This is a genomic window from Ruegeria sp. CG4 (assembly GCF_056537185.1).
In genome coordinates this window covers 111,461-133,151 of the sequence record NZ_JBQFRB010000011.1, presented here as the reverse complement: position 1 = coordinate 133,151, position 21,691 = coordinate 111,461, and the positions used below count along the sequence as shown (strand labels likewise).

The window sequence follows — 21,691 nt, the reverse complement described above, 5'->3', positions numbered from 1 at the left end:
TTGGCGTCAGTCAAACTCGGGCTCGTCCCGGTGCAGATCGCGTACGGCATAGGCTGTATCCTGTGCCTTGCTCAGCGTCCACCGGATGCGGGTCGCATACTCCATTGCGCGCCCGGATAGAACGATCTGTTTTGTCGCGCGCGGCTTCAAACGCCCTTTCTCAAGGTAAACGCTTGGCTCGACTGACAATTTTCCCGCGCCATCATGGCGAAAAACCCAGATTTCACCGCTTTTGAGAGCCATCGACACCGCAGCACCCCCCAAATCCAGCGCCGCATCCACGTCGGGGTGCAGGTGAAACCGGATATCAAACGCGATACCCGACAGGCCCGAGGCATCCATTGCCTTGTCAAACTGCCGCTTCGCCTTGTCGGTTGCGGTCAGCAAAATGTCTTCACCCACAAGTTCGCGGCCGTCAAAACGCAGTTCAAAAGTACGGGCGTGGGTCAGACCAAACACTTTTGCGTACCCGTCATGACCAGCCATGAAGCGGGTTCCTTCAAAACCGGCCTCAACCTCGGTCAGGACCTGCGAGGGCGCATCGACCAGCGCTTCGTATTCCGTGCCCGGGGCCGGATCGGTCAGGCGGGCGCTGGAGTATCCGTCCAGGCACAGGGTGGAATGCGAAGGCGTCGCCCGCCCGGCCCGACGCCATTCGAGCCCGAAACTAGCGCCGGACCCGCAATTCACGACCAACGGCCTGCGTCCGGATGTCAACTCAAACGCCAGGGTGGAAGCGTGCGCGTTATAGGATGCAGCCCCTTTGGGCGGCGCGCTGGCATCGATGATCACGCTGGTTCGTGCGGCGTAGAGACGGGCATATCCCATTGACAGCCCGGTTGAATTGTCCGGCTTCACGCCACTTTGCGCCAGTGCCTGATCCAGCCGCCCTTCGAGGCCGCGCCCCCCACCATGAAACCGGGCCAGCGCGCCGTCCGAATGCCGCAGACTGCGCAGGGTCGGTGCAATGCGTCTGATCGCATTCAGCTGAGATCCCGGCGTCCCCCGGCCCAGTTCACTCAGCGCGGCGGATGTCCAGGACAGAAGCGTAAATACCTCAAGCAATTCTTCGGGGTTCCGGGTGCTGATCCCGCCCTGCTTATCCACCTGCCGCTCGCATTCCCGCGACAATGCGCTGAGGGCCGGATCGGCCAGACTCTCCAATCCCTCCAGCGCCAGACCGGCCTGTACCAGACCAGTCAACGCTTCGAACCGGGGCAAGCCAGGCGTCGCGGCGTGCCAGCGTTTGGACAGATACCACGTTTGCTGCGCCAAAGAGCGGAAGAACAGCCTGCTGTGCTGCTCGTCCACGCCGCGCAAAAGGAAAATGGCGTGGTTAATCCAGCGGATGACCCGGCGACCTGTCAGGTCGGGCGCCCAGCCGGGTCCCTGCCCCCGGCCATGTGTCGCGATCCAGCCCCAGACCCAACGCTGGGCTTTTTCCCGCGCGCGCATGTCTCCAACTGCGGCCAGATCGTCCAGCCAGGCAAATCCGTGACGCTCATTGTCAAAACCGGCACTGGGCGCTGCGACATCCCACAGCCCGGTATCCTGCGCCTCGACCAAGTAACCGGCGAACAGCAGGTTCCCGGCCACCAGCTGCCTGCCGCGCGCGAATGAGCCGACAGCGCGGGGTTCGGGCTGGCTGACAAATCCGGTGACGGCCTTCTGCCGCTGGCTGAGGCGCGCGTAGAAACGGTTCTGAAACCGCATCCACCGGTTGGCCATGGTGTCCGACTTCGACATGACGCTTGTTTCTCTGCCCCTTGCGCTCTGCTGGCGCCTGAGACCCAACGATAGACCGGGCGGCGCGTCAAGTCATCGAAAAGCGTGCCTTCAGGCGGATTTGTTCAGGCAGGCGATATAGAACCCGTCCATGCCGCCCCGATCCTCCCAAAAGTCTGGCCGCAGGCGCAACCCGCCTTCCTGGGTGATCCAGTCGGAATCGACACCTTCGATGCCCAGCGCGCCTCGGTCGATCTGCATATCGGGATATTGTTCCAGCGCCTCTTCGACCTGCACCTCGCCTTCATCCGGCAGCAGCGAGCAGGTGCAATAGACCAGCCGCCCGCCCGGTTTCAGAAGAGTCCAGGCATGGGCCAGCATCTGGGCCTGCAATTCGATCAGCCCGCCAAATTCCGAACCATCCTTGGCAAAGGGCAGGTCAGGGTGCCGACGAATGGTGCCCGTGGCGGAACAGGGGGCATCCAGCAGGATGGCATCATACTGACCCTGATGTTCCAACGCGTCGCCGGCGATGACCTTGGCTGACAAACCGGTGCGGGCAAGGTTCTCGCGCACCCGCTCCAGCCGCCCTTCCGAGATGTCCAGCGCAGTGACATCTGCCCCTGCCGCCGCCAGTTGCAACGTCTTGCCGCCGGGGGCGGCACAAAGGTCCAGAATTCGCTCACCCGCTTTTGGCGCCAGCACCCGCACGGGCAAGGCCGCCGCTGCATCCTGTACCCACCACGCGCCCCTGTCATAACCCGGCAGGGTCGATACCTGGCCTGCATCGTGAACGCGCATTGAACCCGTTGGCAAAGCCTCACCGGGTCCGGTCGCGCCGGGCTTCAGCGTGATGTCCAGTGGCGCGCCATTGAAATGAGCCCTCTCCATGCCCGCAACGGCATCGGGACCCCAGGCCATGATCAGCGGTTCCCGCAGCCAATCCGGCAGGCGCGGCACCCGCATTCTCGGCCAGGCATCCGGCCCTTCAGCGGCGACTTTACGCAGCACGGCGTTCACCAAGCCCTTTAGGCGTCCATGCTTGCGCGACCGGCCTACGATCTCGACCATGGAGTTGACGACGCCATGTGCCGCCTCACCGTGGCACAATTCGACCGCGCCAAGGCGCAAGGCGTTTTGGACAGTCAGCGCCGGTGTCCGGTTCAGGTGATTGTCCAGCAGGCGGTCCGCCCGTTCCAACCCGCGCAACGTTTGCAGCGCAAGACGCTGAGCCCTTGCACGGTCCTCGGGTTCAAGACGATCCAGCGCGCCTGCGGCCAGGCATTCCGACAGCAATCGCCCTTCTCCCAAAATCTGATCCAGCAGATAGATCGCGCTGCGCCGCGCCGCTGTTGCGCTGTCAGACATGGATTCGCCTTTCCTGTGACCCAAGCCCGCATTGCCAAGGGCGGACGCGGGCGTATATCAAGCCCATGCACGGAAAGGAACCCGATGTCATGACCGATCAGCGCAAAGACCTGCCGCCTGCTGCCCAGCGCGCGCTGGCCGAAGCCGAAGAACGCCGCAAGAAGGCCGAGACCGAAGCCAAGGGAACGCCAAAGGAACTGGGCGGGCGCGACGGCCCCGACCCCGCCCGCTATGGCGACTGGGAGAAAAAAGGCATCGCCATCGATTTCTGATCGTTCAGCCCCGCAAAGCCTGCAGAAAATCAGCGATCAGAGCCCGCTGTTTGTTCGATTTCGCGCGCTCTTCGGGCCATGTCAGCCAATAGCCATCCTTGGTCGGCAACTCGGGCAGATCCAGCCTGCACAATTGTCCCGCATGTAAATCCGAATGGGCCAGAGGCACCGAACCCAGCGCCACGCCGATCCCCTGCCGAGCTGCGGAAATCGCGTGTTCCATTGAATCGAGACTGATCTTTGACGGCGGCAATTCCGCATTGTCCGTCTTGCGCGCCCAGTCCCGCCATGCCGGTCGTTCCCCACGCAGATCAATCAGCGGCGCGCCCCATTCAACACCCGGCGCGGCCATCGGCACCAGCACCTCACGCGCGATCAGCGCCGCATCGCGCCCGGGCCAGGTTCCGCGGCCGTAGCGGATTTGCAGCCATGTCCGCTCCTCGTCCAGCGATGACCGGCGCGCAACCGAGTCGGTCATCACCCGCACCTTGGGCCGCACCTCCTGAAACCGCGCGACGGCCGGCAGAACCAGTGCGTGGATGTTCGAGGACAGGCCGGCGACACGCAGCTCTCGCGGGGATTTGCCGAACAGGTCCTCCGTATTTCGCTCCAGTGCCTGCAGGCTGTCTTGCACCAGCGGCAGGTAACTTTCGCCTTCAACAGTCAGGGACACGCCGCGCGCTTCGCGCACGAACAATGTTCGGCCCAGCCAGGATTCAAGGTTGCCGATCCGCTGGCTTACCGCCGCCTGCGTCAGGCCAAACTCACGCGCGGCGGCTGAAAACCCGCCAAGACGCCCGGCGGCCTCGAACACGCGCAGCCAATCCAGAGGGGGCAGACCGGCTTTCTTTCTATCCATTAGTTTTTCCGGGCCTCAGCAGTAAGAAGGATTAATTGTATTAATGCCACAAGCACCGTATCTCCTCAACCAAAGCCGCGCTGAACAGGAGATTCCCAATGCTGCGCACCGCCACTTTCACCCCTTCCGTCGTAACTGTCACTTTTGCCGACGCGTCCCAATCGCGCTTTCACGCCATCTGGCTGCGTGACAACGCGCTGGACCCCGACACCCGCGCGCCGGGCAACGGACAACGTCTGATCACCATCGGTGACATTCCCGCAAATGTTTCGGTCAGTGCGGCGGAAATTGTCGGCGGCGATCTGCAGGTCACGTTCCAGCCCGAAGACAAGACCGTTTACTTCCCGGCCGACTGGCTGGCCGACCACGGCTATGATCACGATCACGCCGGTGCTTTCGGGCGAGTCGCGCAGGGCATCACTACCTGGGAACGCGGCATGGAGGCGCCCTCTGGCGAGTGGACTGCGGTTCACGTCAACCCCGGTGCCAAACGGGACTGGCTGGCCGCAGTGGTCGAGTTCGGTTTTGCCAAACTGACCGGCGGTCCCGCCGAACCGGAATCGCTGCTGAAAGTGGCCGATCTGTTCGGTTACGTCCGCGAAACAAACTACGGCCCCTATTTCGAGGTCCGGACCGAGGTGAACCCCACCAACCTTGCCTATACCGGCCTTGGTCTGCAGGCCCATACCGACAATCCCTACCGTGATCCGGTTCCGACGCTGCAGATCCTCTATTGCCTGGAAAACAGTGCCGAAGGCGGTGACTCGATCGTGGTCGATGGCTTCCGGGCCGCTGAAAAGCTGCGGGACCTGAACCCTGAAGGTTTTGCCCTGCTGGCGGGCTATCCGGCAAGGTTCGAGTATAAGGGTTCCGACGGTGTCTGCCTGCGCTCGCGCCGCCCGATGATCGAGCTTTCACCTGACGGAGAACTGATCAGCATCCGCTTTAACAACCGCTCATCCGCGCCGTTTTTGGATGTGCCGTTCGACAAGATGGAAGCCTACTACGCCGCCTATCGGCAGTTCGGTGAAATCATCGACGACCCGGCCATGGGCGTGTCGTTCAAGCTGGAACCGGGCGAAAGCTTTATCGTCGACAACACCCGCGTGCTGCACGCCCGTCTGGGCTATTCCGGTGCCGGATCACGCTGGCTGCAGGGGTGTTATGCCGACAAGGACGGATTGCTGTCCACTCTAGCCGCGATGGAGATGGCACAACCGGAGGCGGCGGAATGAAACCCGATTTCTCGACCTTGAACCGCGACAATATCGTGGCTTTCATCGGTGATATTTTCGAGCGCCGTGGCGGAGAGGAGTATCTCGGCGAGCCCGTCACCATGGCTCAGCACATGTTGCAGGGGGCCACGATTGCCGAGCAGAACGGCCAGACCGAAGAGATCATCGTCGGAGCATTGCTGCACGATATCGGTCATTTCACGTCCGAATTCGGCACCTATCACCCCGACGACACCGAGGATCGCCACCACGAGGACGCTGGTGCCGAGGTGCTGGAGCAGTTTTTCCCGTCGGTCATCACCGACTGCTGCCGGTATCACGTCGCGGCCAAGCGCTATCTCTGCGCCACCAAGCCCGAATACTTCAACCGCCTGTCCGCCGCGTCGGTCCACACGCTGGAACTGCAGGGCGGACCCATGAGTGCCGATGAAGTGGCAGAGTTCGAGGCCAACCCGAACCTGAAAGAGATTATTCAGGTGCGGTATCTGGATGAGGCGGGCAAGCGTGCCGACATGCAAACTCCGGAATTCGCCCATTTCGCACCGATGGTGCAGCGTATGGTCGACAGACATCTGGGGGCATCATGAACGCGCCGGAATACATCTTCGAAGCGAGCTCCAAGCCGTCGCTGCCATGGCATAAGGTTCCGCTAATCCGGGCGACAGAGCAGTCGGTAAAAGGCTACGGCTGTCTGGTCGATGACCCTGATACGTTCGAAATCGAAATCGTCCGCTGGCCGCAACAGGGCTGGCGGCCGATCGATGACGGCACCGGTGACGAAGGTGGCTGGGTCGAGGGCACATTCCATGGGGAATGGAAGGGTGATGTGCTTTATGGTCGAAACGAGGCCGTCAATGGTCACTATGTGCTTGGCTGGTCGACCGATCCGCAGCAAGCGCAACCGGAACAGCAAACCGCGCCGCGCGATCAGGTGTTGTTGTGGCACATGAACTATCATCCGGATGGCGGGCAGATGTTCTGGCCGCTGGATAACAGACCGTTCATCGTGCCTGCCGCGCTGCCCGGCGATAACCTGACCCCCGACAAGGTGGTGGCGTTTTGGTGCGACGGCTCGCGCGGTCTCTATATCCATCCCGGCATCTGGCATGAGGGGATTTTTCCCGTTGAGGACGACCAGCGGTTCCTGGACCGTCAAGGCAAGGTCCACGCCCGGGTCAGCGCTGACATCGGGAAGGAATTCGGTGTCTACCTCGCCTGCCCGCTGCGTGCGGACAAGATCAGGGATCTGTGAGCAACGCCCGCTGATGGTCGTTAAATCGCCCTGAAATCCAAACCTGCACGGCAAGCAGATAGGGAAGAAAGAACGCGAAATTCTGCACCAGATCAAAAGGGCCCGAGAAATCGGGCTCTGACCCAAGCCCGCCGGTCAGCAGGTACCATAGGGTGTAGTGCACACGGTATAACCAAGACCCAAGCGCCAGCCAGAACAGTCGCAATCCCCACGCCCAGTGACCAGCGCGATCACCTGCCATTGCCTTTTGGGCCAGCATCAGAGCCGAAACAAACAGGCACAGGCCATAGAGGAAGAAGCCCACAGACATCACCGGGCCACCAATCGTCCCTCGCAACAGGATATAGGCCATTCCCGCCGCGCCTGTGATCAATGCCAGCGAAATCAGAACAGAACCCAATGCACGGTGAAATCGGTTGAATCCAAGCCGAAGCCTTTTGATCAGTTGCAGCGGCACCAATGCCACCAGCACCGTACCGGCCAGTATGTGCACCATCATCATCGTATTGCCGATGCTCTGACCGTCGGCAAACAAATAGCTGCGCTGGGCTGCATCGTCAGACAGCCCAATACCGATCACGCCAAACCCATGCACCAGAAAAGGCAGCAGTGTCAGATAGAACACCAATAGCAACAGGCCGCTTGCCACACGGGATTTCAGGATACGCATACCCGGACTTTAGCGCCGGCTTGCGACCTGTCTACGGGTCAGAGCCCCAGCACATCCACCATGTCATACTGACCGGGCGCCTTGCCCTGCCCCCACAGCGCCGCCTTCAGCGCACCGCGTGCAAAGATGGCGCGGTCCGAGGCCAGATGGCGCAATACGATGCGTTCGCCGGGGGCTGCGAACAGTACGTCATGCTCGCCGACAACGTCCCCGCCCCGAATGGCGTGGAACCCAATGTCACCGCGCTTGCGCGCGCCGGTAATGCCGTCGCGGCCCCGGTCGGACACATCGGCCAGATTGACGCCCCGTCCTTCGGCGGCCGCCTCGCCCAACATCAGCGCGGTACCTGAAGGTGCATCGACCTTGTGGTGATGATGGCCTTCGATGATCTCGATATCGAAATCCTCATCCAGCGCGGCGGCAACCTTTTTGGTCAGTTGTACCAGCAGGTTGACCCCCAGACTCATGTTACCGGCCCGCACGATAACGGCATGGCGCGCGGCCGGTTCCAGCGCCGCGATCTGTTCTTCGGTCATGCCGGTGGTGCCGATCACGTGCACGCAACGCGCTTGCGCGGCCAGGGCGGCAAATTCCAGCGTCGCCTCGGGTGCGGTGAAATCGATGACGGCCTGCGCCTGCGCGAAAGCCTCGAGCGGGTCATCGGTCACGGCCACGCCCAGCGCCTGCCCACCCATCGCCTCGCCGACATCCTGACCGATCCAGTCGTGGCCGTTACGCTCGACCACACCGACCAGACGGACCTGATCACTGTCCGTGACGGTCTTGATCAGCATCTGCCCCATACGGCCCGAAGCCCCTGTGATGACGATCCCCGGAATATGGGTCATGGCGCTGGTCCTTTCGCGTTGCCTGCCGGATGGTCGGCTCAAAGCCTCCTACCCCGTTCGCGCCCGCTTGGCAAAGCCCCGCTTTGCGCTTAGATCGGGGTTTATGGCAAAGAACAAATTTCACGATGGCCCCGGCCCGTCCCAACGACAGCTACGCGTCGGCGAACTGATCCGCCGCACCCTGTCCGAGGTTCTGGCGCGCGGAGATGTCCACGACCCCGACCTAAACCGCATGTCGATCACCGTAGGCGAGGTGCGCACCTCGCCCGATCTGAAGATTGCCACTGCCTACGTGCTGCCACTGGGCGGCAAGGGGCAGGAGGACGTGATCGCGTTGCTCGCCCGCAACAAGGGTGAGCTGCGGCGCATGGTCGGCAAGAAGGTCGGTCTGAAATTCTCGCCCGATCTGCGGTTCCGGCTGGACGACACGTTCGACCGGCTGGACGACACCCGCCGCATGTTCGATCAGGACGCGGTGCGCCGCGATCTGGACGAGTGATCCGCCCCGCCGTCTCGCTGATCGCGGCCTTCTGGGCCGCGCAAGCCTCTGCGGTGACCTGTGAGAAGCTGACCCATGAGAGCAAGCGGTACACCGTCTGCGAGGTGGATGCCGCGAACGAAGATCTGCGTCTGTTTCTGAACGATGAAAACGGCGAGCTGCTGGGGCACTTCTCTTCCGTCAATGATGCACTGAAACCGGGCGGCAAACGGCTTGCCTTCGCGATGAATGCGGGCATGTATCACGAAGACCGCTCACCTGTCGGTCACTATGTCGAAGACGGCCAGGAACAGATGCGCGTGATCGCCAATCCGGGCCCCGGCAATTTCGGTCTGTTGCCCAATGGCGTGTTCTGCATTCGCGAGGGGCGCGCCGACGTATTCGAGACACTGGATTTCGTCGATCAGGTTCCCGACTGCCGTTTTGCCACACAATCCGGCCCGATGCTGGTCATCAACGGAGAGCTGCATCCGCGCTTCCTGCCCGATTCGACCTCGCTCTATGTGCGCAACGGTGTGGGCACCAGTGCCGACGGCACCCGCGCTGTGTTTGCAATTTCGGATGATTACGTCACTTTCCACGAGTTCGGCGGCCTGTTCCGGGATCTTCTGGGTACGCCCAACGCGCTGTTCTTCGACGGCAATATCTCTCGGATGTATGACCGGGCGAACAAACGGTCCGATGTCGGGTTTTCGCTGGGGCCAATCGTCGGCGTGGTCGAGGATGCGCCAGCAAATTGACAGCAGTGAGGCGATCCGCTAACCCGCGCGCCTCAGCAATCTTCTAGGTGCAGTATGGGACGCAAACGCAAGGGCCGCGATATTTCCGGTTGGCTGGTGGTGGACAAGCCCGCGGGCATGACCTCGACCGCAGTGGTCAACAAGGTGCGTTGGGCGATGGATGCAAAAAAGGCGGGCCATGCAGGTACACTTGACCCTGAAGCGACCGGTGTTCTGGCCGTAGCTCTGGGCGAGGCGACCAAGACCGTTCCCTACATCACCGATGCTTTGAAAGCCTATACTTTCACCGTGCGTCTGGGTCAGGCCACCAACACCGACGATGCCGAAGGCGAGGTGATCGCTGAAAGTCCCGCGCGCCCCTCGGATGACGACATCAAACAGGCACTGGCCCCGTTTCTGGGTGACATCATGCAGGTGCCGCCCAAGTTCTCAGCCGTGAAGATCGACGGCCAGCGCGCCTACAAGCTGGCCCGCGACGGCGAGGATGTGGACCTGTCCGCCCGCCCGTTATGGGTCGAGGAACTGGTACTTGTCGACCGCCCCGACGAAGATCACGTCGTGCTGGAAATGACATGCGGCAAGGGCGGCTACGTCCGTTCGATCGCACGCGATCTGGGCGAGGCACTGGGCTGTCACGGCCACGTCAGAGAGCTACGCCGCATCTGGTCCGGCCCGTTCGAGGCCGAAGACGGACTGAGCATCGAACAGATCGATGAAATGGCCAAGACCGAGGCACTGGACGATTACCTGCACCCGCTGGAGACCGGCCTGTCCGACCTGCCCGAGCTGAAATGCACCCCCGAAGGTGCTACCCGCCTGCGCAATGGCAATCCGGGCATGGTTCTGGCATCGGACGTTGAATACGGCGATGAGGCTTGGGCCTCACTGGATGGCAAGGCTGTGGCCGTGGGCATCTACAAATCCGGCGAATTGCATCCCAGCCGCGTGTTCGTCGATAGCTGAGCGATGTTCCCCCAACTCGGTTTTGTCGCTACGGTCGGATTACCGATTGCAACGATGGGGGTTCACGTTGGAAAACGATGCGGTCTTCCAATACCTGAAGCTGTTTCTTGAAAACATCTCGATCTGGTCGCTGATCGCCCTGGGGCTGGTCATATGGATCATCCGCAAGCCCGAGCGCCTTAAGGCGATCCCACGCTACATTTCGTCCGCAAAGCTTGGCGAGTTCGAAGTTCAGCTTCGTGAAGTCAAACAAAAGCTCGACGAAACAGAGGCGCATGTCGCCGAGTTGGAAGAGGAAAACGCGCGTCTGAACACGTTGTATTCGGCCTTCGACATTCACGCGCCGGTGTCCGAACTGGAAGAAACCCGGCAGTCGCTGAAAGTCCTGGCGGGGAACCTGCCCGATACGGCGCCGATCCATGACGGGTTGAAACCCGGCGCGGACCCTGCAGATGTTTACGTGGCCGCCGAGATTTTGCGGACAAACAGGGACCTGACCTTCTATGACGTTTTGGTTGCCGTCATCGCCCGCATCGCGGCGCACCCAAAACTGGAAGGCCTGCGGTATCATACGGTCTGGACACTGGCTTCGGCGCTGCATCGGATGACATTGGCAGCCGTCAAGCACAGCGACGTGCCCAAAGTCACCAAGGACCAGTTGGGGGCGGCCAGGAACGCGCTCACGCTTCTGCGTGACAATCCGCATGTGCAGCTTGATTGTCCCACAAATCCGAAACAGGGCATACGCGGGCCAGCAGGATATGCCTTGAACTGGGTCGACAAAGGTTTGGACAAATACACCGACCGCTGAGCTTGCGCTTGCGAAAGCCGGCGCAATTGGTCACTAACCCATCATGATCACCCGTTCCCACACCAAAGGCGACGCGCCCTCGACCGCCGTGTATTCCGATTGCGAGAACTATCGCTATAGCCTGACACGCATCTGGGATCCGACGGGGCGCAAGGCGCTGTTCGTCATGCTGAACCCATCGACCGCGACCGAGGTACAGAACGACCCAACGGTGGAACGGTGCGAACGTCGGGCGCGGGCATTGGGGTTCGGCGCATTTCAGGTGACCAACATCTTTGCCTGGCGCGACACCGACCCGCGCAAGATGCGAGCCGCCCCCGATCCGGTCGGACCCGAGAATGACGCGGCCATTCTGGACGGTGTCCAATGGGCCGACCAGGTCATCGCCGCCTGGGGCACCCACGGCGCACATCTTGAGCGTGGCCCTGCCGTTGAAAACCTGCTGCGCGGAACCGGCCAGCCCCTGTTTCATCTTGGGCTGACAAAAGACGGGCATCCCAAGCATCCCCTCTACATCGCCTACTCTCAGCAGCCCCAAGCGTGGTGACAAAAGGTTAACCACACCCTCAGGCTTGCTTTGACCAAACTTCTGAATCCATGGGATATTTCACCAGGCTTTCGGAGGATTTTCATGTTTCTGATCGGTTTGCTTGGACTGGCGGCCGTGGGCGGTGCCGCCTACGCGGTCAGCGATATCTTTTCGTCCGAAGATGAAGAATCAGATAACGACGTCGCACTGGATCAGCCGGATGACGCTGGCCAGGGGGCGTTTCTGGAAATCGACGACAATGTCGATGACCCGGCCCCTCCCGAGGTTGAAGACCTGCCCACCGGAACTGAAGAACCCGAGTTCGAGGGCACTGAAGTCCCCGAAACGGGCGATGACACCGAGACGCAAACAGACGCGTCCGGGGATGATCCGATTGACGTTCAGGACAACAATTTGATCATCGAAGGCAGCCATGAGGACGACATGTTGTTCGGGGACACCGGCAACGACATCGTGTCCGGTGCAGAAGGCGATGACCTGATTCATGGCATGGATGGGGATGATCTTCTGAACGGCGATTGCGGGGATGACGAGCTTTATGGACATGGCGGTTCGGACGAGATGCACGGTGGGCAGGGTGACGACACGCTTATTGGTGGGCAAGGTGATGACATTCTGACCGGCGGGGAAGGCGATGATGTGCTGCAGGGCGGCTATGGCAATGACACGCTAAGCGGCGGGGCCGGTGAAGACGTCGTTTTCGGCGGCGATGGCAATGATCTTATTTCAGGCGACGATGGCGACGCGGAACAATCAGCAGACTTCCTGAACGGTGGCGCAGGGGAAGACACGATTCTGGCGGAAAGCGGCGATATCGTCACTGGCGGACAGGACGCGGATACATTTGTTCTGAGCCCCGAGGACGACGACGATCAGGTCACAGTGATGGATTTTCAGCCAGGGCAGGACAAGTTGCTGATTTCCTGGAATGACGCTGAAGAACCCGATATTCGCCTGGAAACCGACGCCGAAGACGAAAATCTGATCCGGGTGATGGTCAACGGGCAGGATGTGGCGCATCTGCTCGGTGCCCAAGGTATCACGGCAGATGATATCCAATTCATGACCGAAGCAGAACTGGAACAGCTGGGCCTTCCGGACTGAGCCAGGAGATTCCCTTTGCCATTTGCCGCAAATGCGCCTATACGCGCGCATCCGCATCGGAATCGGTGCGGTTTTCTCCATGGGCCTGCGCTGGACGACATCCCGGCCTGCGCCATTCACTCTAACCTTTCAAAGGAGACCCCGATGTCGATCACTGCCGCTGAAAAAACACGCGTCATGAAAGAATTCGCAACCAAAGAGGGCGACACCGGTTCGCCTGAAGTCCAGGTTGCCATCCTGACCTCGCGCATCAACACCCTGACCGAGCACTTCAAGACCCACAAGAAAGACAACCACGGTCGTCGTGGTCTGCTGAAGATGGTTGCTCAGCGCCGTAAGCTGCTGGACTACCTGAAAGGCAAGGAAGAAGCGCGTTACCAGGACCTGATCAAAAAGCTGGGCATCCGCCGCTAATCGCTTTTTGCATTTGTTTCAAACGCCCGCCATTCTGGCGGGCGTTTTTTGTTGTGGCCATCGAACCTCTTTTTTCAGAACTGTCGACCCACGCATTTGACATTGCCAGTGGGTTGAGGTGTGTCTGCCTGCACAACTTAAGGCTATGTCAAAAGCCTGTTTAATGCTCCTATTTCTGAACTCATTCGTGCTGTCGCTCCGCGTCACTCCCCGCATGGTTTTTCCCAGCCTTGCGATCAGCCTCGCCTCAATAGTTGTGTGGATGGTTCTGGATATTTTCACCCTCGGGCTGGCCGGTCATGTCAGCGAGCCGATTACAAGCGCCTTCATCAGCCTGTTCGGGATACGCGCTGCTCTGGCATTGAAGGGGGAAACGCGGCGCACGGATTACAGGGCTTTGGTTCTGTAGTCGGTAATGTACGGATTGTTGTTTGCGGCGGCACTGTGGTGCCTGACCTTCATTGTGAACCTGTCCGCTATCTTGTTTGCCATCTGGCAGGTGGGTGAACCCTTCTCTTGGAGCGCTCTGCAAAATGCAGCCGAAAGCACTCAGGTCGCGTTCGCGCTAATCGCAGTGGGCAGCAAATTAATCATTTTTTTCTCGTATTAGCCGCATTCTACGCGGTCATGGCAGTGCCTATGGCAAGTGCCGCACAATCCGCTGGGCTGCGTGCGCCAGGCCATGCATTTTTTGGCGGGTTCAGGCGCAGCTTTATCTCGCTGTTCTGCGTCTTTTTCGTTTCGATTTTCCTGCAGATTTATTTCGGCATACTCACGGCGGTTTACGCATTACTTCCCATCATTTTGTCCATGTTTTCAATCTTGACCGTCCAGACTTTGCCCGACTTCGACCTTGAGATCATCCTGAGAGGGCTCGTCGCAAGCGGCGCACTGCTGTGGCTGAATGCGTGGCTCTGGTCCGTATCTGCTTTGGCGCTTTTAAAGTCCAAAGACAAAGGTGCACCAAGTGCCACAACCGCGCCGACGGCAGAGCCCGCGCAAGACATCCGCGCGCTGCGCAAATCGCGCGAACGGTCTTTCTAAACGCTTTCGGCACCCTTTCGCTATCGGCATCCGGTTTCCCTTCCCTTCGGGCCAAAACTCATGTAAGCGCGCGGGTATCTGAGACGTTGTGCCCTGACCCCGGCACTCGAATGGAAGATAAAGTGGGGTCGGCGGCAATGGGGCCGCCATGCAAACGGGAGACCCGGAGGGCCGGGAGTGCTCCCTTCTAGGATACGCATATGTTTGATGTAACAAAGAAATCGATTCAGTGGGGCGAGGAGACGCTGACACTGGAAACCGGCAAGGTTGCCCGTCAGGCCGACGGCACCGTGATTGCCACGCTGGGTGAAACCAGCGTCATGGCCAACGTGACCTTTGCCAAGCAACAAAAGCCCGGTCAGGACTTTTTCCCGCTGACCGTGCACTACCAAGAGAAATACTATGCCGCCGGTAAAGTTCCGGGTGGCTTCTTCAAGCGCGAGGCGCGCCCGACCGAGAAAGAGACGCTGACCGCGCGTCTGATCGACCGTCCGATCCGTCCGTTGTTCGTTGACGGCTTCAAGAACGAAGTTCTGGTGATGTGCACCGTGCTGAGCCACGATCTGGTCAACGATCCCGACATCGTTGCGATGATCGCTGCTTCTGCGGCTCTGACCATTTCCGGCGCACCGTTCATGGGCCCGATCGCCGGTGCTCGTGTTGGTTTTGTGGATGGCGAATATGTCCTGAACCCGACCGTGGACGACATGCAGGACCTGCGCCTGAACTCCGAACAGCGTCTGGACCTGGTTGTCGCTGGCACCAAGAACGCCGTGATGATGGTGGAATCCGAAGCGTACGAATTGTCCGAGGCAGAAATGCTGGGCGCCGTGAACTTCGCGCACGAACAGATCCAGCCGGTTCTGGACCTGATCATCGATCTGGCCGAAGAAACCGCGAAAGAGCCGTTCGATTTCCAAGCGCCCGACTACTCGGACCTGTACGCTGCCGTTGCCGCAGCCGGTGAAGAGCAGATGCGCGCCGCCTTCGCGATCACCGACAAGCAAGAGCGTACCGCCGCTGTTGCCGCTGCCCGTGAAGCGATCAAGGAAGCGCTGACCGAGGAACAGCTGGAAGACGCGAACCTGGGTTCCGCGATGAAAAAGCTGGAAGCCGGCATCCTGCGCGGCGACGTTGTCAAAGGCGGCAAGCGCATCGACGGTCGTTCGACCACCGATGTCCGCGCCATCGAAGCCGAAACCTCGCTGCTGCCGCGTACGCACGGTTCTGCCCTGTTCACCCGTGGTGAAACGCAGGCGCTGGCCGTGACCACGCTGGGCACTGGCGACGATGAGCAGTTCATCGACGCGCTGCACGGCAACTTCAAATCGAACTTCCTGCTGCACTACAACTTCCCTCCGTATTCGGTTGGTGAAGTTGGCCGCGTTGGTTCGCCCGGTCGTCGTGAGATCGGCCACGGCAAGCTGGCATGGCGTGCGCTGCAGGCGGTTCTGCCTGCGCCGACCGACTTCCCTTACACCATCCGCGTGGTGTCGGAGATCACTGAATCCAACGGCTCGTCCTCGATGGCCTCTGTCTGCGGCGGTTCGCTGTCGATGATGGATGCAGGCGTTCCGCTGAAAGCGCCGGTTGCCGGTGTGGCCATGGGTCTGATCCTGGAAGATGACGGCTCCTATGCCGTTCTGACCGACATTCTGGGTGACGAAGACCACTTGGGCGACATGGATTTCAAGGTTGCGGGTACCGCAAACGGCATCACCTCGCTGCAGATGGACATCAAGGTCGCAGGCATCACGCCGCAGATCATGGAAACCGCTCTGGCACAGGCCAAGGACGGCCGGATGCACATTCTGGGCGAGATGGGCAAAGCCCTGTCCGAGACCAACGAATTCTCGGTCCACGCCCCGCGCATCGAGACCATGAACATCCCGACCGACAAGATCCGCGAAGTGATCGGCTCGGGCGGCAAGGTCATCCGCGAGATCGTCGAGGTTTCGGGTGCCAAGGTCGACATCAACGACGATGGCGTCATCAAGATTGCCTCGCCCGATGGTGAATCGATCAAGAAGGCCTATGACATGATCTATTCGATCGTGGCCGAGCCGGAAGAAGGTCAGGTCTATACCGGTAAGGTGGTCAAGATCGTCGACTTCGGTGCCTTCGTGAACTTCTTTGGCAAGCGCGACGGCCTGGTGCACGTGTCCCAGATCGAAAATCGCCGCCTGAACCATCCGTCGGATGTTCTGAAGGAAGGTCAGGAAGTGAAGGTCAAGCTGCTGGGCTTTGACGATCGTGGCAAGGTTCGCCTGTCGATGAAAGTCGTCGATCAGGAAACCGGTGAAGAGATCGTCCCCGAGAAGAAAGAAAAGAAAGAGGAAAGCGCAGAGTAATCTGCCCCTTATTCAGAAATACAGAAGACCCCGGCTTTGGCCGGGGTCTTTTTTATGGGCTTTGGTTTTCAGGTCGGGTTTCCGGCGACTGCACGCTCTGTTTCAGCAGGTCGGCGATTTCATCGACCTCTGGCCTGCGCCGGGTCCTGTGCGGGCGGTTCAGGACCAGTGAGAGGCCGCTCTCGCATCTTTCGGGAAATAACGGGCAGAGCAATCCAGTGTGCAGCGCCTGTTCGATCAGGCAGGCATGGCCCATCAAGACCCCCGCCCCGGATTTGGCTTCCTCGACAGCCAGACTGTACAGGGAATAGCGCGGTCCTTTTTGCGGATCAGCCAGCGCCCGCCCGGATTTATCCGACCAAATCGCCCAATCGTCCTGCCATGTCTGATCGTGCAACAATGGAAGGGTGCCCAGATCGCGACCCTTTGCGACGTCTTCGGCCAATGCCGGAGTGCAGACGGGAAAGGTGATATCCCTGGCCAGGACCACCTGCTCGGCGCTGCCATCGGGGATGGCGAAGAATACGGACAGGTCGAAAAACTCGCGCGTCAGGTTGGGCGGTGATTCCAGCGCGGTGACCGAGAAATTGATATCAGGATAGATTTTCCGGATCCGCCCAAGCCGGGCGGGCAGCCAAAGCTGCGCGACCGACGGCAGAGCGGCGATATGGATATCCGCATTGGGTTGCTGGTTCCTCAGGCTTTGCGTCGCGGATGCAAGCGCGTCAAAGGCCTCGGTAAATTCGCGGCTCAGACTGCGGGCAGCCGGGGTCAACTGTACGCCCTGCGCATTCCGGCGGAACAATGTCACCCCTGCCCAGCCCTCCAACGCCTTGATATGCTGGGAAATCGCACCGGGCGTGACGTTCAGTTCATCCGCAGCGGCGACAAAACTGCCGTGACGCGCCGCGGCCTCGAAGGCGCGCAGGGCGTTCATGGGTGGCCCCTTGGGGCGGCGTGGTGAAACGGGCAAATTCCTAGCCTTAGCTTTTCTACGCCAAGAAATAGCAAATCTGATTTGCGCTGTCATTCGAAGTGATCAATCTTGGCCGCAAATGGAGGACACGGATATGACAATCGAACAACGGGCCTGGGTCCCTGCGGCATGCGAGACACTTGTGCAGGATATCGCGGCCAGGACGGCACAGGCGTCCTCGGCAGATCTGCTGGGGCGGATTGACCAGCTTGTGGCACGAAACCGTGACATCCACGAGAAAGAGTGCTTCAACCTCAACCCTGCCACAAACGTAATGAACCCGAAGGCCGAGGCATTGCTGGCCTCGGGCATCGGCTCGCGCCCTTCGCTGGGCTATCCCGGCGACAAGTACGAGATGGGCCTGGAAGCCATTGAAGAGATCGAGGTGATCGCGGCCGAGCTGTGTGCCGAGATTTTCGATGCGAAATATGCCGAAATCCGGGTACCTTCTGGGGCGATTGCGAATCTTTACGGCTTTATGGCCACCTGCAAACCGGGCGACACGATCATCGCACCACCCGCGTCAATTGGCGGGCATGTCACCCATCACCTGGCCGGCTGTGCCGGGCTGTTCGGCCTGCGAACCATCGAAGCGCCGGTCAATCCCGATGGGTATACGGTCGATCTGGACCAGTTGCGGCAGATCGCGCTGACGGAACGGCCTCGCCTGATCACGATTGGCGGCAGCCTGAATCTGTTTGAACATCCGGTCGCCGAAATCCGTGCCATCGCTGATGAAATCGATGCCAGGGTCATGTTCGATGCCGCGCATCAATGTGGGATCATTGCCGGAAAGGCTTGGCGCAACCCGCTGGCCGAAGGCGCGCATTTCATGACCATGAGCACCTACAAAAGCCTGGGCGGACCTGCAGGGGGACTGATCGTCAGCAATGACGCCGAGATTGCGCAGGCGCTGGATCGCATCGCCTTTCCCGGCATGACGGCAAATTTCGACGCGGCCAAATCGGCGGCCCTGGCTGTGACGATGCTGGACTGGCGCGATTTTGGTGCCGAATACGCGGCGGCGATGATTGCGATGGCCAAAGCGCTGGCCGAAGCGTTGAATGCCAAAGGGGTTCCGGTTTTTGCGGGTGCCGGGGGCTTTACCGCCTCGCATCAGTTCGCCGTGCTGGCGGAGCCCTTTGGCGGCGGGCAAGCGGCCTCAAAAACACTGCGGCATGCGGGTTTCCTGGCCTGTGGCATCGGGTTGCCCGTTAACGCTGTCGCCGGCGATCTGAACGGCCTGCGCATCGGAACACCGGAACTGGTCCGGTGGGGCATGACTGCGGCCGACGCCGAACAGCTGGCCACGCAGATTGCAGACGGTTTGGCAAAAAAGGATATAGCGGGGCAAGTTTCAGACTGGCGGCAAAGCTTTTCGACCCTGCATTTCATGCACTAAGACGATGCGGGCGCGTGAGCCGCAATCTCATGCGCCTGCGGTTGTTTTCCTCATACATTAGAGCGGCTTGCACCATTGCCAATAGGGCCGATGCCGCCGGCGAAATTATTCACTCACGCCGTTCAAATCCACCGTGACCCGAGTTGATCGGGAACCGGCTTTCGTTTGTTCCGATCCGCCCCACATGTGCCCCGTGCATCTTACGGAACAAAGGACATGACCATGATCACCCGTTTCATCCTCGCCTCTGCCGCATTGGGCCTGGGCGTTTCCGCCGCTGGCGCGCAAAGCCTGACCGAGGGCGCTTATATTCAGGGCTTCGCCGGCTACAGCCGGTTACAGGACAGCGATTTTTCGGGCTCGATCGGTGGCGCGAACCAATCAGTTGATACCGATTTCGACGCGGGCTATGGGCTTGGCGTGGCAATCGGGACGGAAGTTCCGCAATGGTCCAACGACAGGATCGGAGCCCGGATCGAGTTGGAATTGTCCTATCGCGAAAATGATGTGGACGGGGTGAACTTCACTGGCAACGGACCGGCGACCGAGGGCAATATCTCGGGCGATGTCACTCAGACCTCGCTGTTTGCAAACATCCTGTTCGACATCAAACAAGGCGGACCGCTGACACCCTATTTCGGTTTTGGTCTGGGTGCGACCTATTCAGATCTGGACTTCGCCTATGGTCCGGGGGTTGAGCTGAACGACAGCGGCACCGATTTTGCCGCACAACTGATTGCCGGGGCGGCGTATGACATCAATGACAACACCGCCTTCATCGTCGATGCCCGCTATTCGCGCGCCTTTGATGTTTCGTCCGATCGTTTGGCGCCAAACGGCGCGCTGACCGGGTCTGTCGAGGACGATCTGGATACGTTCAGCATAAATCTCGGCCTGCGCTACAAGTTCTGACGCGGTACGGGAAAGTGTTTCCCTCCGGTTTCGCTTTCCCCCCGTGCCCGCGTGATCTATGCACGGGGGCATGCGATCCTTTGTCATTCATATGTCCTCAAGCACAGCGCGCCGCGCCAATGCCGATCAGTTGTGCCAAGACCTTCCCAATGCCGAATTGTTCGAGGCCGTGAACGGTCGCGACCCGGACCAGATCGCGCATGTCAGACTGCATCCCGGCAACCTGCACCGCCCCCATTATCCGTTTCCCCTGCGCTCCGCTGAAATCGGCGTCTTCGAAAGCCACAGGCGGATCTGGAAAAAGATGGTCGATGAACAGATCGAACTGGCCATCATCACCGAGGATGATCTGCGCATAGATCCCCCCCGCATGGCCCAAGCACTGGACATGCTGGACTCTCTTGCGACACCCGAGCAATACATCCGCATCCCTGTGAAACAGCGCGAAGTACCGGTGCAGACCCTGGCCGAGAAGAACGGTTTGAAACTGATCCTGCCGAAAGTCATCGGTCTGCAATGCGTGTGCCAGATGGTTGGCCGGCGCGCCGCAGAACGGTTGCTGGCCGCAACCAACGAAATCGACCGCCCCGTGGACACGTTTCAGCAGATGCACTGGCTGACCGGCCAGCCGATCCACGCCCTGCTGGGCAGCGGCAACCGTGAAGTGGCGCGGGAAATCGGCGGCTCCACCATTCAGACAAAACCACCGCTCAGCGACAAGCTGACCCGCGAATTCAAGCGCGCTGCTTACCGGGCGAAGCTACACCTGCACCCACAAAGACCACTGCCGTAATCAGATAGAAATTACCTTCGGGAGAAATCGCGCCCCGAGGGGCGCGATGGGGGGGCAGCCCCCCCTGGACCCAAGCAGCCGTTACGACGGCGCCTTGGTCTTGCGCAGATATGGGAAGATCGTCTCGAACTCGCCAAACTTCGCTTTGGCGTCTTCATTCGACACGGTGGGCGGGATAATCACATCCTCACCCGGAACCCAGTTTGCCGGGGTCGCTACGCCCTTCGCGCTCATCTGCAACCCGTCCAGCGCGCGCAGGATCTCGGCAAAGTTGCGGCCGACAGTCATCGGATAGGTCATGGACAGCTTCAGCTGCTTGTCCGGCCCGATGATAAAGACCGACCGCACCGTGGCGCTGTCGGCAGGTGTGCGGCCATCGGGCAGGTAGGCTTCGGCAGGCAGCATGTCAAAGGCCTTGGATACCGCCAGACCGTCATCGGCGATAATCGGGAAACCGGGGTTGGCATTGCCATAGGCCTCGATGTCCTTTTTCCATTTCTTGTGATCTTCCACACCGTCGACGGACACGCCGATCACTTTGGTGTTACGCGCAGCCCATTCATCGTTCAGCTGCGCCACAGCCGAGAATTCGGTGGTGCAGACCGGGGTAAAATCCTTGGGGTGCGAAAACAGGATGGCCCAGCTGTCGCCGATCCAATCGTGGAACTGAACAGTGCCCTGATCCGTTTCTGCAGTGAAATTCGGGACGGTATCGTTGATGCGCAAACCCATGGGACATCTCCTTTCCTGTGAAAAAACCGAGTCGGTTGCCGTAAACCTAAACACTTTCCGCAATTGTTAAACCATATGCAGGGCAAAGCAGTCAGCAATTCGCAGAAATAATTTGATCAAATTATCTCTTGCCCGTATTTGGCGGCAATGACAGAGTGACGCCGAGCCCGA

The 21,691-nt window shown here is 60.1% G+C and carries 24 protein-coding genes; 17 read left to right on the top strand and 7 right to left on the bottom strand.

Annotated features, from left to right (window positions below; all coding sequences use genetic code 11):
• Window positions 1–6 precede the first annotated feature (6 nt).
• Window positions 7–1,746, bottom strand: coding sequence for a heparinase II/III family protein (locus ACR0J2_RS21685; RefSeq protein ID WP_480813815.1), 1,740 nt, complete (start codon window positions 1,744–1,746; stop codon window positions 7–9).
• Between the two features lie 90 nt (window positions 1,747–1,836).
• Window positions 1,837–3,093, bottom strand: a complete 1,257-nt coding sequence (locus tag ACR0J2_RS21680; RefSeq protein ID WP_170806994.1) for a transcription antitermination factor NusB — start codon at window positions 3,091–3,093, stop codon at window positions 1,837–1,839.
• Window positions 3,094–3,182: 89 nt separating this feature from the next.
• On the opposite strand from ACR0J2_RS21680, the gene ACR0J2_RS21675 reads away from it, so the two are divergent.
• Window positions 3,183–3,365, top strand: coding sequence for a DUF1674 domain-containing protein (locus ACR0J2_RS21675; protein WP_480813836.1), 183 nt, complete (start codon window positions 3,183–3,185; stop codon window positions 3,363–3,365).
• A 4-nt stretch (window positions 3,366–3,369) separates the two neighbouring features.
• Here ACR0J2_RS21675 and ACR0J2_RS21670 read toward each other — a convergent pair whose 3' ends face one another.
• Entirely contained in the window at window positions 3,370–4,224 is an 855-nt protein-coding gene (locus ACR0J2_RS21670; protein WP_480813814.1) for a LysR family transcriptional regulator, read from the bottom strand.
• A 98-nt stretch (window positions 4,225–4,322) separates the two neighbouring features.
• Between ACR0J2_RS21670 and tmpA the strand changes: the two genes are divergently transcribed.
• The 3 genes from tmpA to ACR0J2_RS21655 are packed head-to-tail and all read left to right on the top strand — an operon-like array spanning window position 4,323 to window position 6,711.
• Window positions 4,323–5,459, top strand: a complete 1,137-nt coding sequence (tmpA, locus tag ACR0J2_RS21665; protein ID WP_480813813.1) for a 2-trimethylaminoethylphosphonate dioxygenase — start codon at window positions 4,323–4,325, stop codon at window positions 5,457–5,459.
• Entirely contained in the window at window positions 5,456–6,046 is a 591-nt protein-coding gene (tmpB, locus tag ACR0J2_RS21660; protein ID WP_480813812.1) for a (R)-1-hydroxy-2-trimethylaminoethylphosphonate oxygenase, read from the top strand. The genes tmpA and tmpB overlap by 4 nt, the downstream gene beginning before the upstream one ends.
• Window positions 6,043–6,711 carry an ureidoglycolate lyase gene (locus ACR0J2_RS21655; RefSeq protein ID WP_480813811.1) on the top strand — a complete coding sequence of 223 codons (669 nt, stop codon included), beginning with the start codon at window positions 6,043–6,045 and terminating at the stop codon, window positions 6,709–6,711. Before tmpB ends, ACR0J2_RS21655 begins: the two co-directional genes overlap by 4 nt.
• On the opposite strand, the gene ACR0J2_RS21650 is transcribed toward ACR0J2_RS21655, so the two are convergent.
• Window positions 6,698–7,381 carry a DUF2306 domain-containing protein gene (locus ACR0J2_RS21650; protein WP_480813810.1) on the bottom strand — a complete coding sequence of 228 codons (684 nt, stop codon included), beginning with the start codon at window positions 7,379–7,381 and terminating at the stop codon, window positions 6,698–6,700. The two genes, ACR0J2_RS21655 and ACR0J2_RS21650, sit on opposite strands and share 14 nt — an antisense overlap.
• 38 nt (window positions 7,382–7,419) lie before the next feature.
• Window positions 7,420–8,229: a 4-hydroxy-tetrahydrodipicolinate reductase gene (dapB, locus tag ACR0J2_RS21645; protein WP_170679858.1), complete on the bottom strand. Its 810-nt coding sequence runs from the start codon at window positions 8,227–8,229 to the stop codon at window positions 7,420–7,422.
• A gap of 103 nt (window positions 8,230–8,332) precedes the next feature.
• On the opposite strand from dapB, the gene rbfA reads away from it, so the two are divergent.
• From rbfA to pnp, 10 genes are all read left to right on the top strand, one after another.
• The gene (gene rbfA / locus ACR0J2_RS21640; protein WP_170613070.1) at window positions 8,333–8,728 is read left to right on the top strand and encodes a 30S ribosome-binding factor RbfA; all 396 of its coding nucleotides are present in this window, start codon (window positions 8,333–8,335) and stop codon (window positions 8,726–8,728) included.
• Window positions 8,725–9,468 (top strand): phosphodiester glycosidase family protein, encoded by a 744-nt coding sequence (locus tag ACR0J2_RS21635; RefSeq protein WP_480813809.1) that lies wholly within the window; start codon window positions 8,725–8,727, stop codon window positions 9,466–9,468. Before rbfA ends, ACR0J2_RS21635 begins: the two co-directional genes overlap by 4 nt.
• 54 nt (window positions 9,469–9,522) lie before the next feature.
• Window positions 9,523–10,431, top strand: a complete 909-nt coding sequence (gene truB / locus ACR0J2_RS21630; RefSeq protein ID WP_170807001.1) for a tRNA pseudouridine(55) synthase TruB — start codon at window positions 9,523–9,525, stop codon at window positions 10,429–10,431.
• A gap of 46 nt (window positions 10,432–10,477) precedes the next feature.
• On the top strand, window positions 10,478–11,242 hold the full coding sequence (locus ACR0J2_RS21625; RefSeq protein ID WP_170679862.1) for a DNA repair protein RecN: 765 nt from the start codon (window positions 10,478–10,480) through the stop codon (window positions 11,240–11,242).
• Between the two features lie 43 nt (window positions 11,243–11,285).
• Window positions 11,286–11,789 carry a DUF1643 domain-containing protein gene (locus ACR0J2_RS21620; protein ID WP_170613062.1) on the top strand — a complete coding sequence of 168 codons (504 nt, stop codon included), beginning with the start codon at window positions 11,286–11,288 and terminating at the stop codon, window positions 11,787–11,789.
• Window positions 11,790–11,873: 84 nt separating this feature from the next.
• Entirely contained in the window at window positions 11,874–12,896 is a 1,023-nt protein-coding gene (locus ACR0J2_RS21615; protein WP_480813808.1) for a calcium-binding protein, read from the top strand.
• Window positions 12,897–13,040: 144 nt separating this feature from the next.
• Window positions 13,041–13,310, top strand: coding sequence for a 30S ribosomal protein S15 (rpsO, locus tag ACR0J2_RS21610; RefSeq protein WP_170613058.1), 270 nt, complete (start codon window positions 13,041–13,043; stop codon window positions 13,308–13,310).
• Window positions 13,311–13,473: 163 nt separating this feature from the next.
• Window positions 13,474–13,719: a hypothetical protein gene (locus ACR0J2_RS21605; protein WP_480813807.1), complete on the top strand. Its 246-nt coding sequence runs from the start codon at window positions 13,474–13,476 to the stop codon at window positions 13,717–13,719.
• 107 nt (window positions 13,720–13,826) lie between these two features.
• Entirely contained in the window at window positions 13,827–14,354 is a 528-nt protein-coding gene (locus tag ACR0J2_RS21600) for a hypothetical protein (protein ID WP_480813806.1), read from the top strand.
• Window positions 14,355–14,554: 200 nt separating this feature from the next.
• The gene (pnp, locus tag ACR0J2_RS21595; protein WP_480813805.1) at window positions 14,555–16,705 is read left to right on the top strand and encodes a polyribonucleotide nucleotidyltransferase; all 2,151 of its coding nucleotides are present in this window, start codon (window positions 14,555–14,557) and stop codon (window positions 16,703–16,705) included.
• 52 nt (window positions 16,706–16,757) lie between these two features.
• Here the strand turns inward: pnp and ACR0J2_RS21590 are convergent, their stop codons facing one another.
• Window positions 16,758–17,642 carry a LysR family transcriptional regulator gene (locus tag ACR0J2_RS21590; protein ID WP_480813804.1) on the bottom strand — a complete coding sequence of 295 codons (885 nt, stop codon included), beginning with the start codon at window positions 17,640–17,642 and terminating at the stop codon, window positions 16,758–16,760.
• A 133-nt stretch (window positions 17,643–17,775) separates the two neighbouring features.
• Here ACR0J2_RS21590 and ACR0J2_RS21585 point away from each other — a divergent pair, with 133 nt between their 5' ends.
• The 3 genes from ACR0J2_RS21585 to ACR0J2_RS21575 all read left to right on the top strand — a co-directional run bounded on the left by ACR0J2_RS21585 (window position 17,776) and on the right by ACR0J2_RS21575 (window position 20,788).
• Entirely contained in the window at window positions 17,776–19,083 is a 1,308-nt protein-coding gene (locus ACR0J2_RS21585; protein WP_480813803.1) for an aminotransferase class I/II-fold pyridoxal phosphate-dependent enzyme, read from the top strand.
• 222 nt (window positions 19,084–19,305) lie between these two features.
• Window positions 19,306–19,995, top strand: a complete 690-nt coding sequence (locus ACR0J2_RS21580; protein ID WP_480813802.1) for an outer membrane protein — start codon at window positions 19,306–19,308, stop codon at window positions 19,993–19,995.
• A gap of 58 nt (window positions 19,996–20,053) precedes the next feature.
• Complete coding sequence (locus ACR0J2_RS21575; RefSeq protein WP_480813801.1) at window positions 20,054–20,788, top strand: glycosyltransferase family 25 protein; 735 nt, start codon at window positions 20,054–20,056, stop codon at window positions 20,786–20,788.
• 81 nt (window positions 20,789–20,869) lie between these two features.
• On the opposite strand, the gene ACR0J2_RS21570 is transcribed toward ACR0J2_RS21575, so the two are convergent.
• Window positions 20,870–21,520 carry a peroxiredoxin gene (locus ACR0J2_RS21570; protein WP_170613045.1) on the bottom strand — a complete coding sequence of 217 codons (651 nt, stop codon included), beginning with the start codon at window positions 21,518–21,520 and terminating at the stop codon, window positions 20,870–20,872.
• Window positions 21,521–21,691 lie beyond the last annotated feature (171 nt).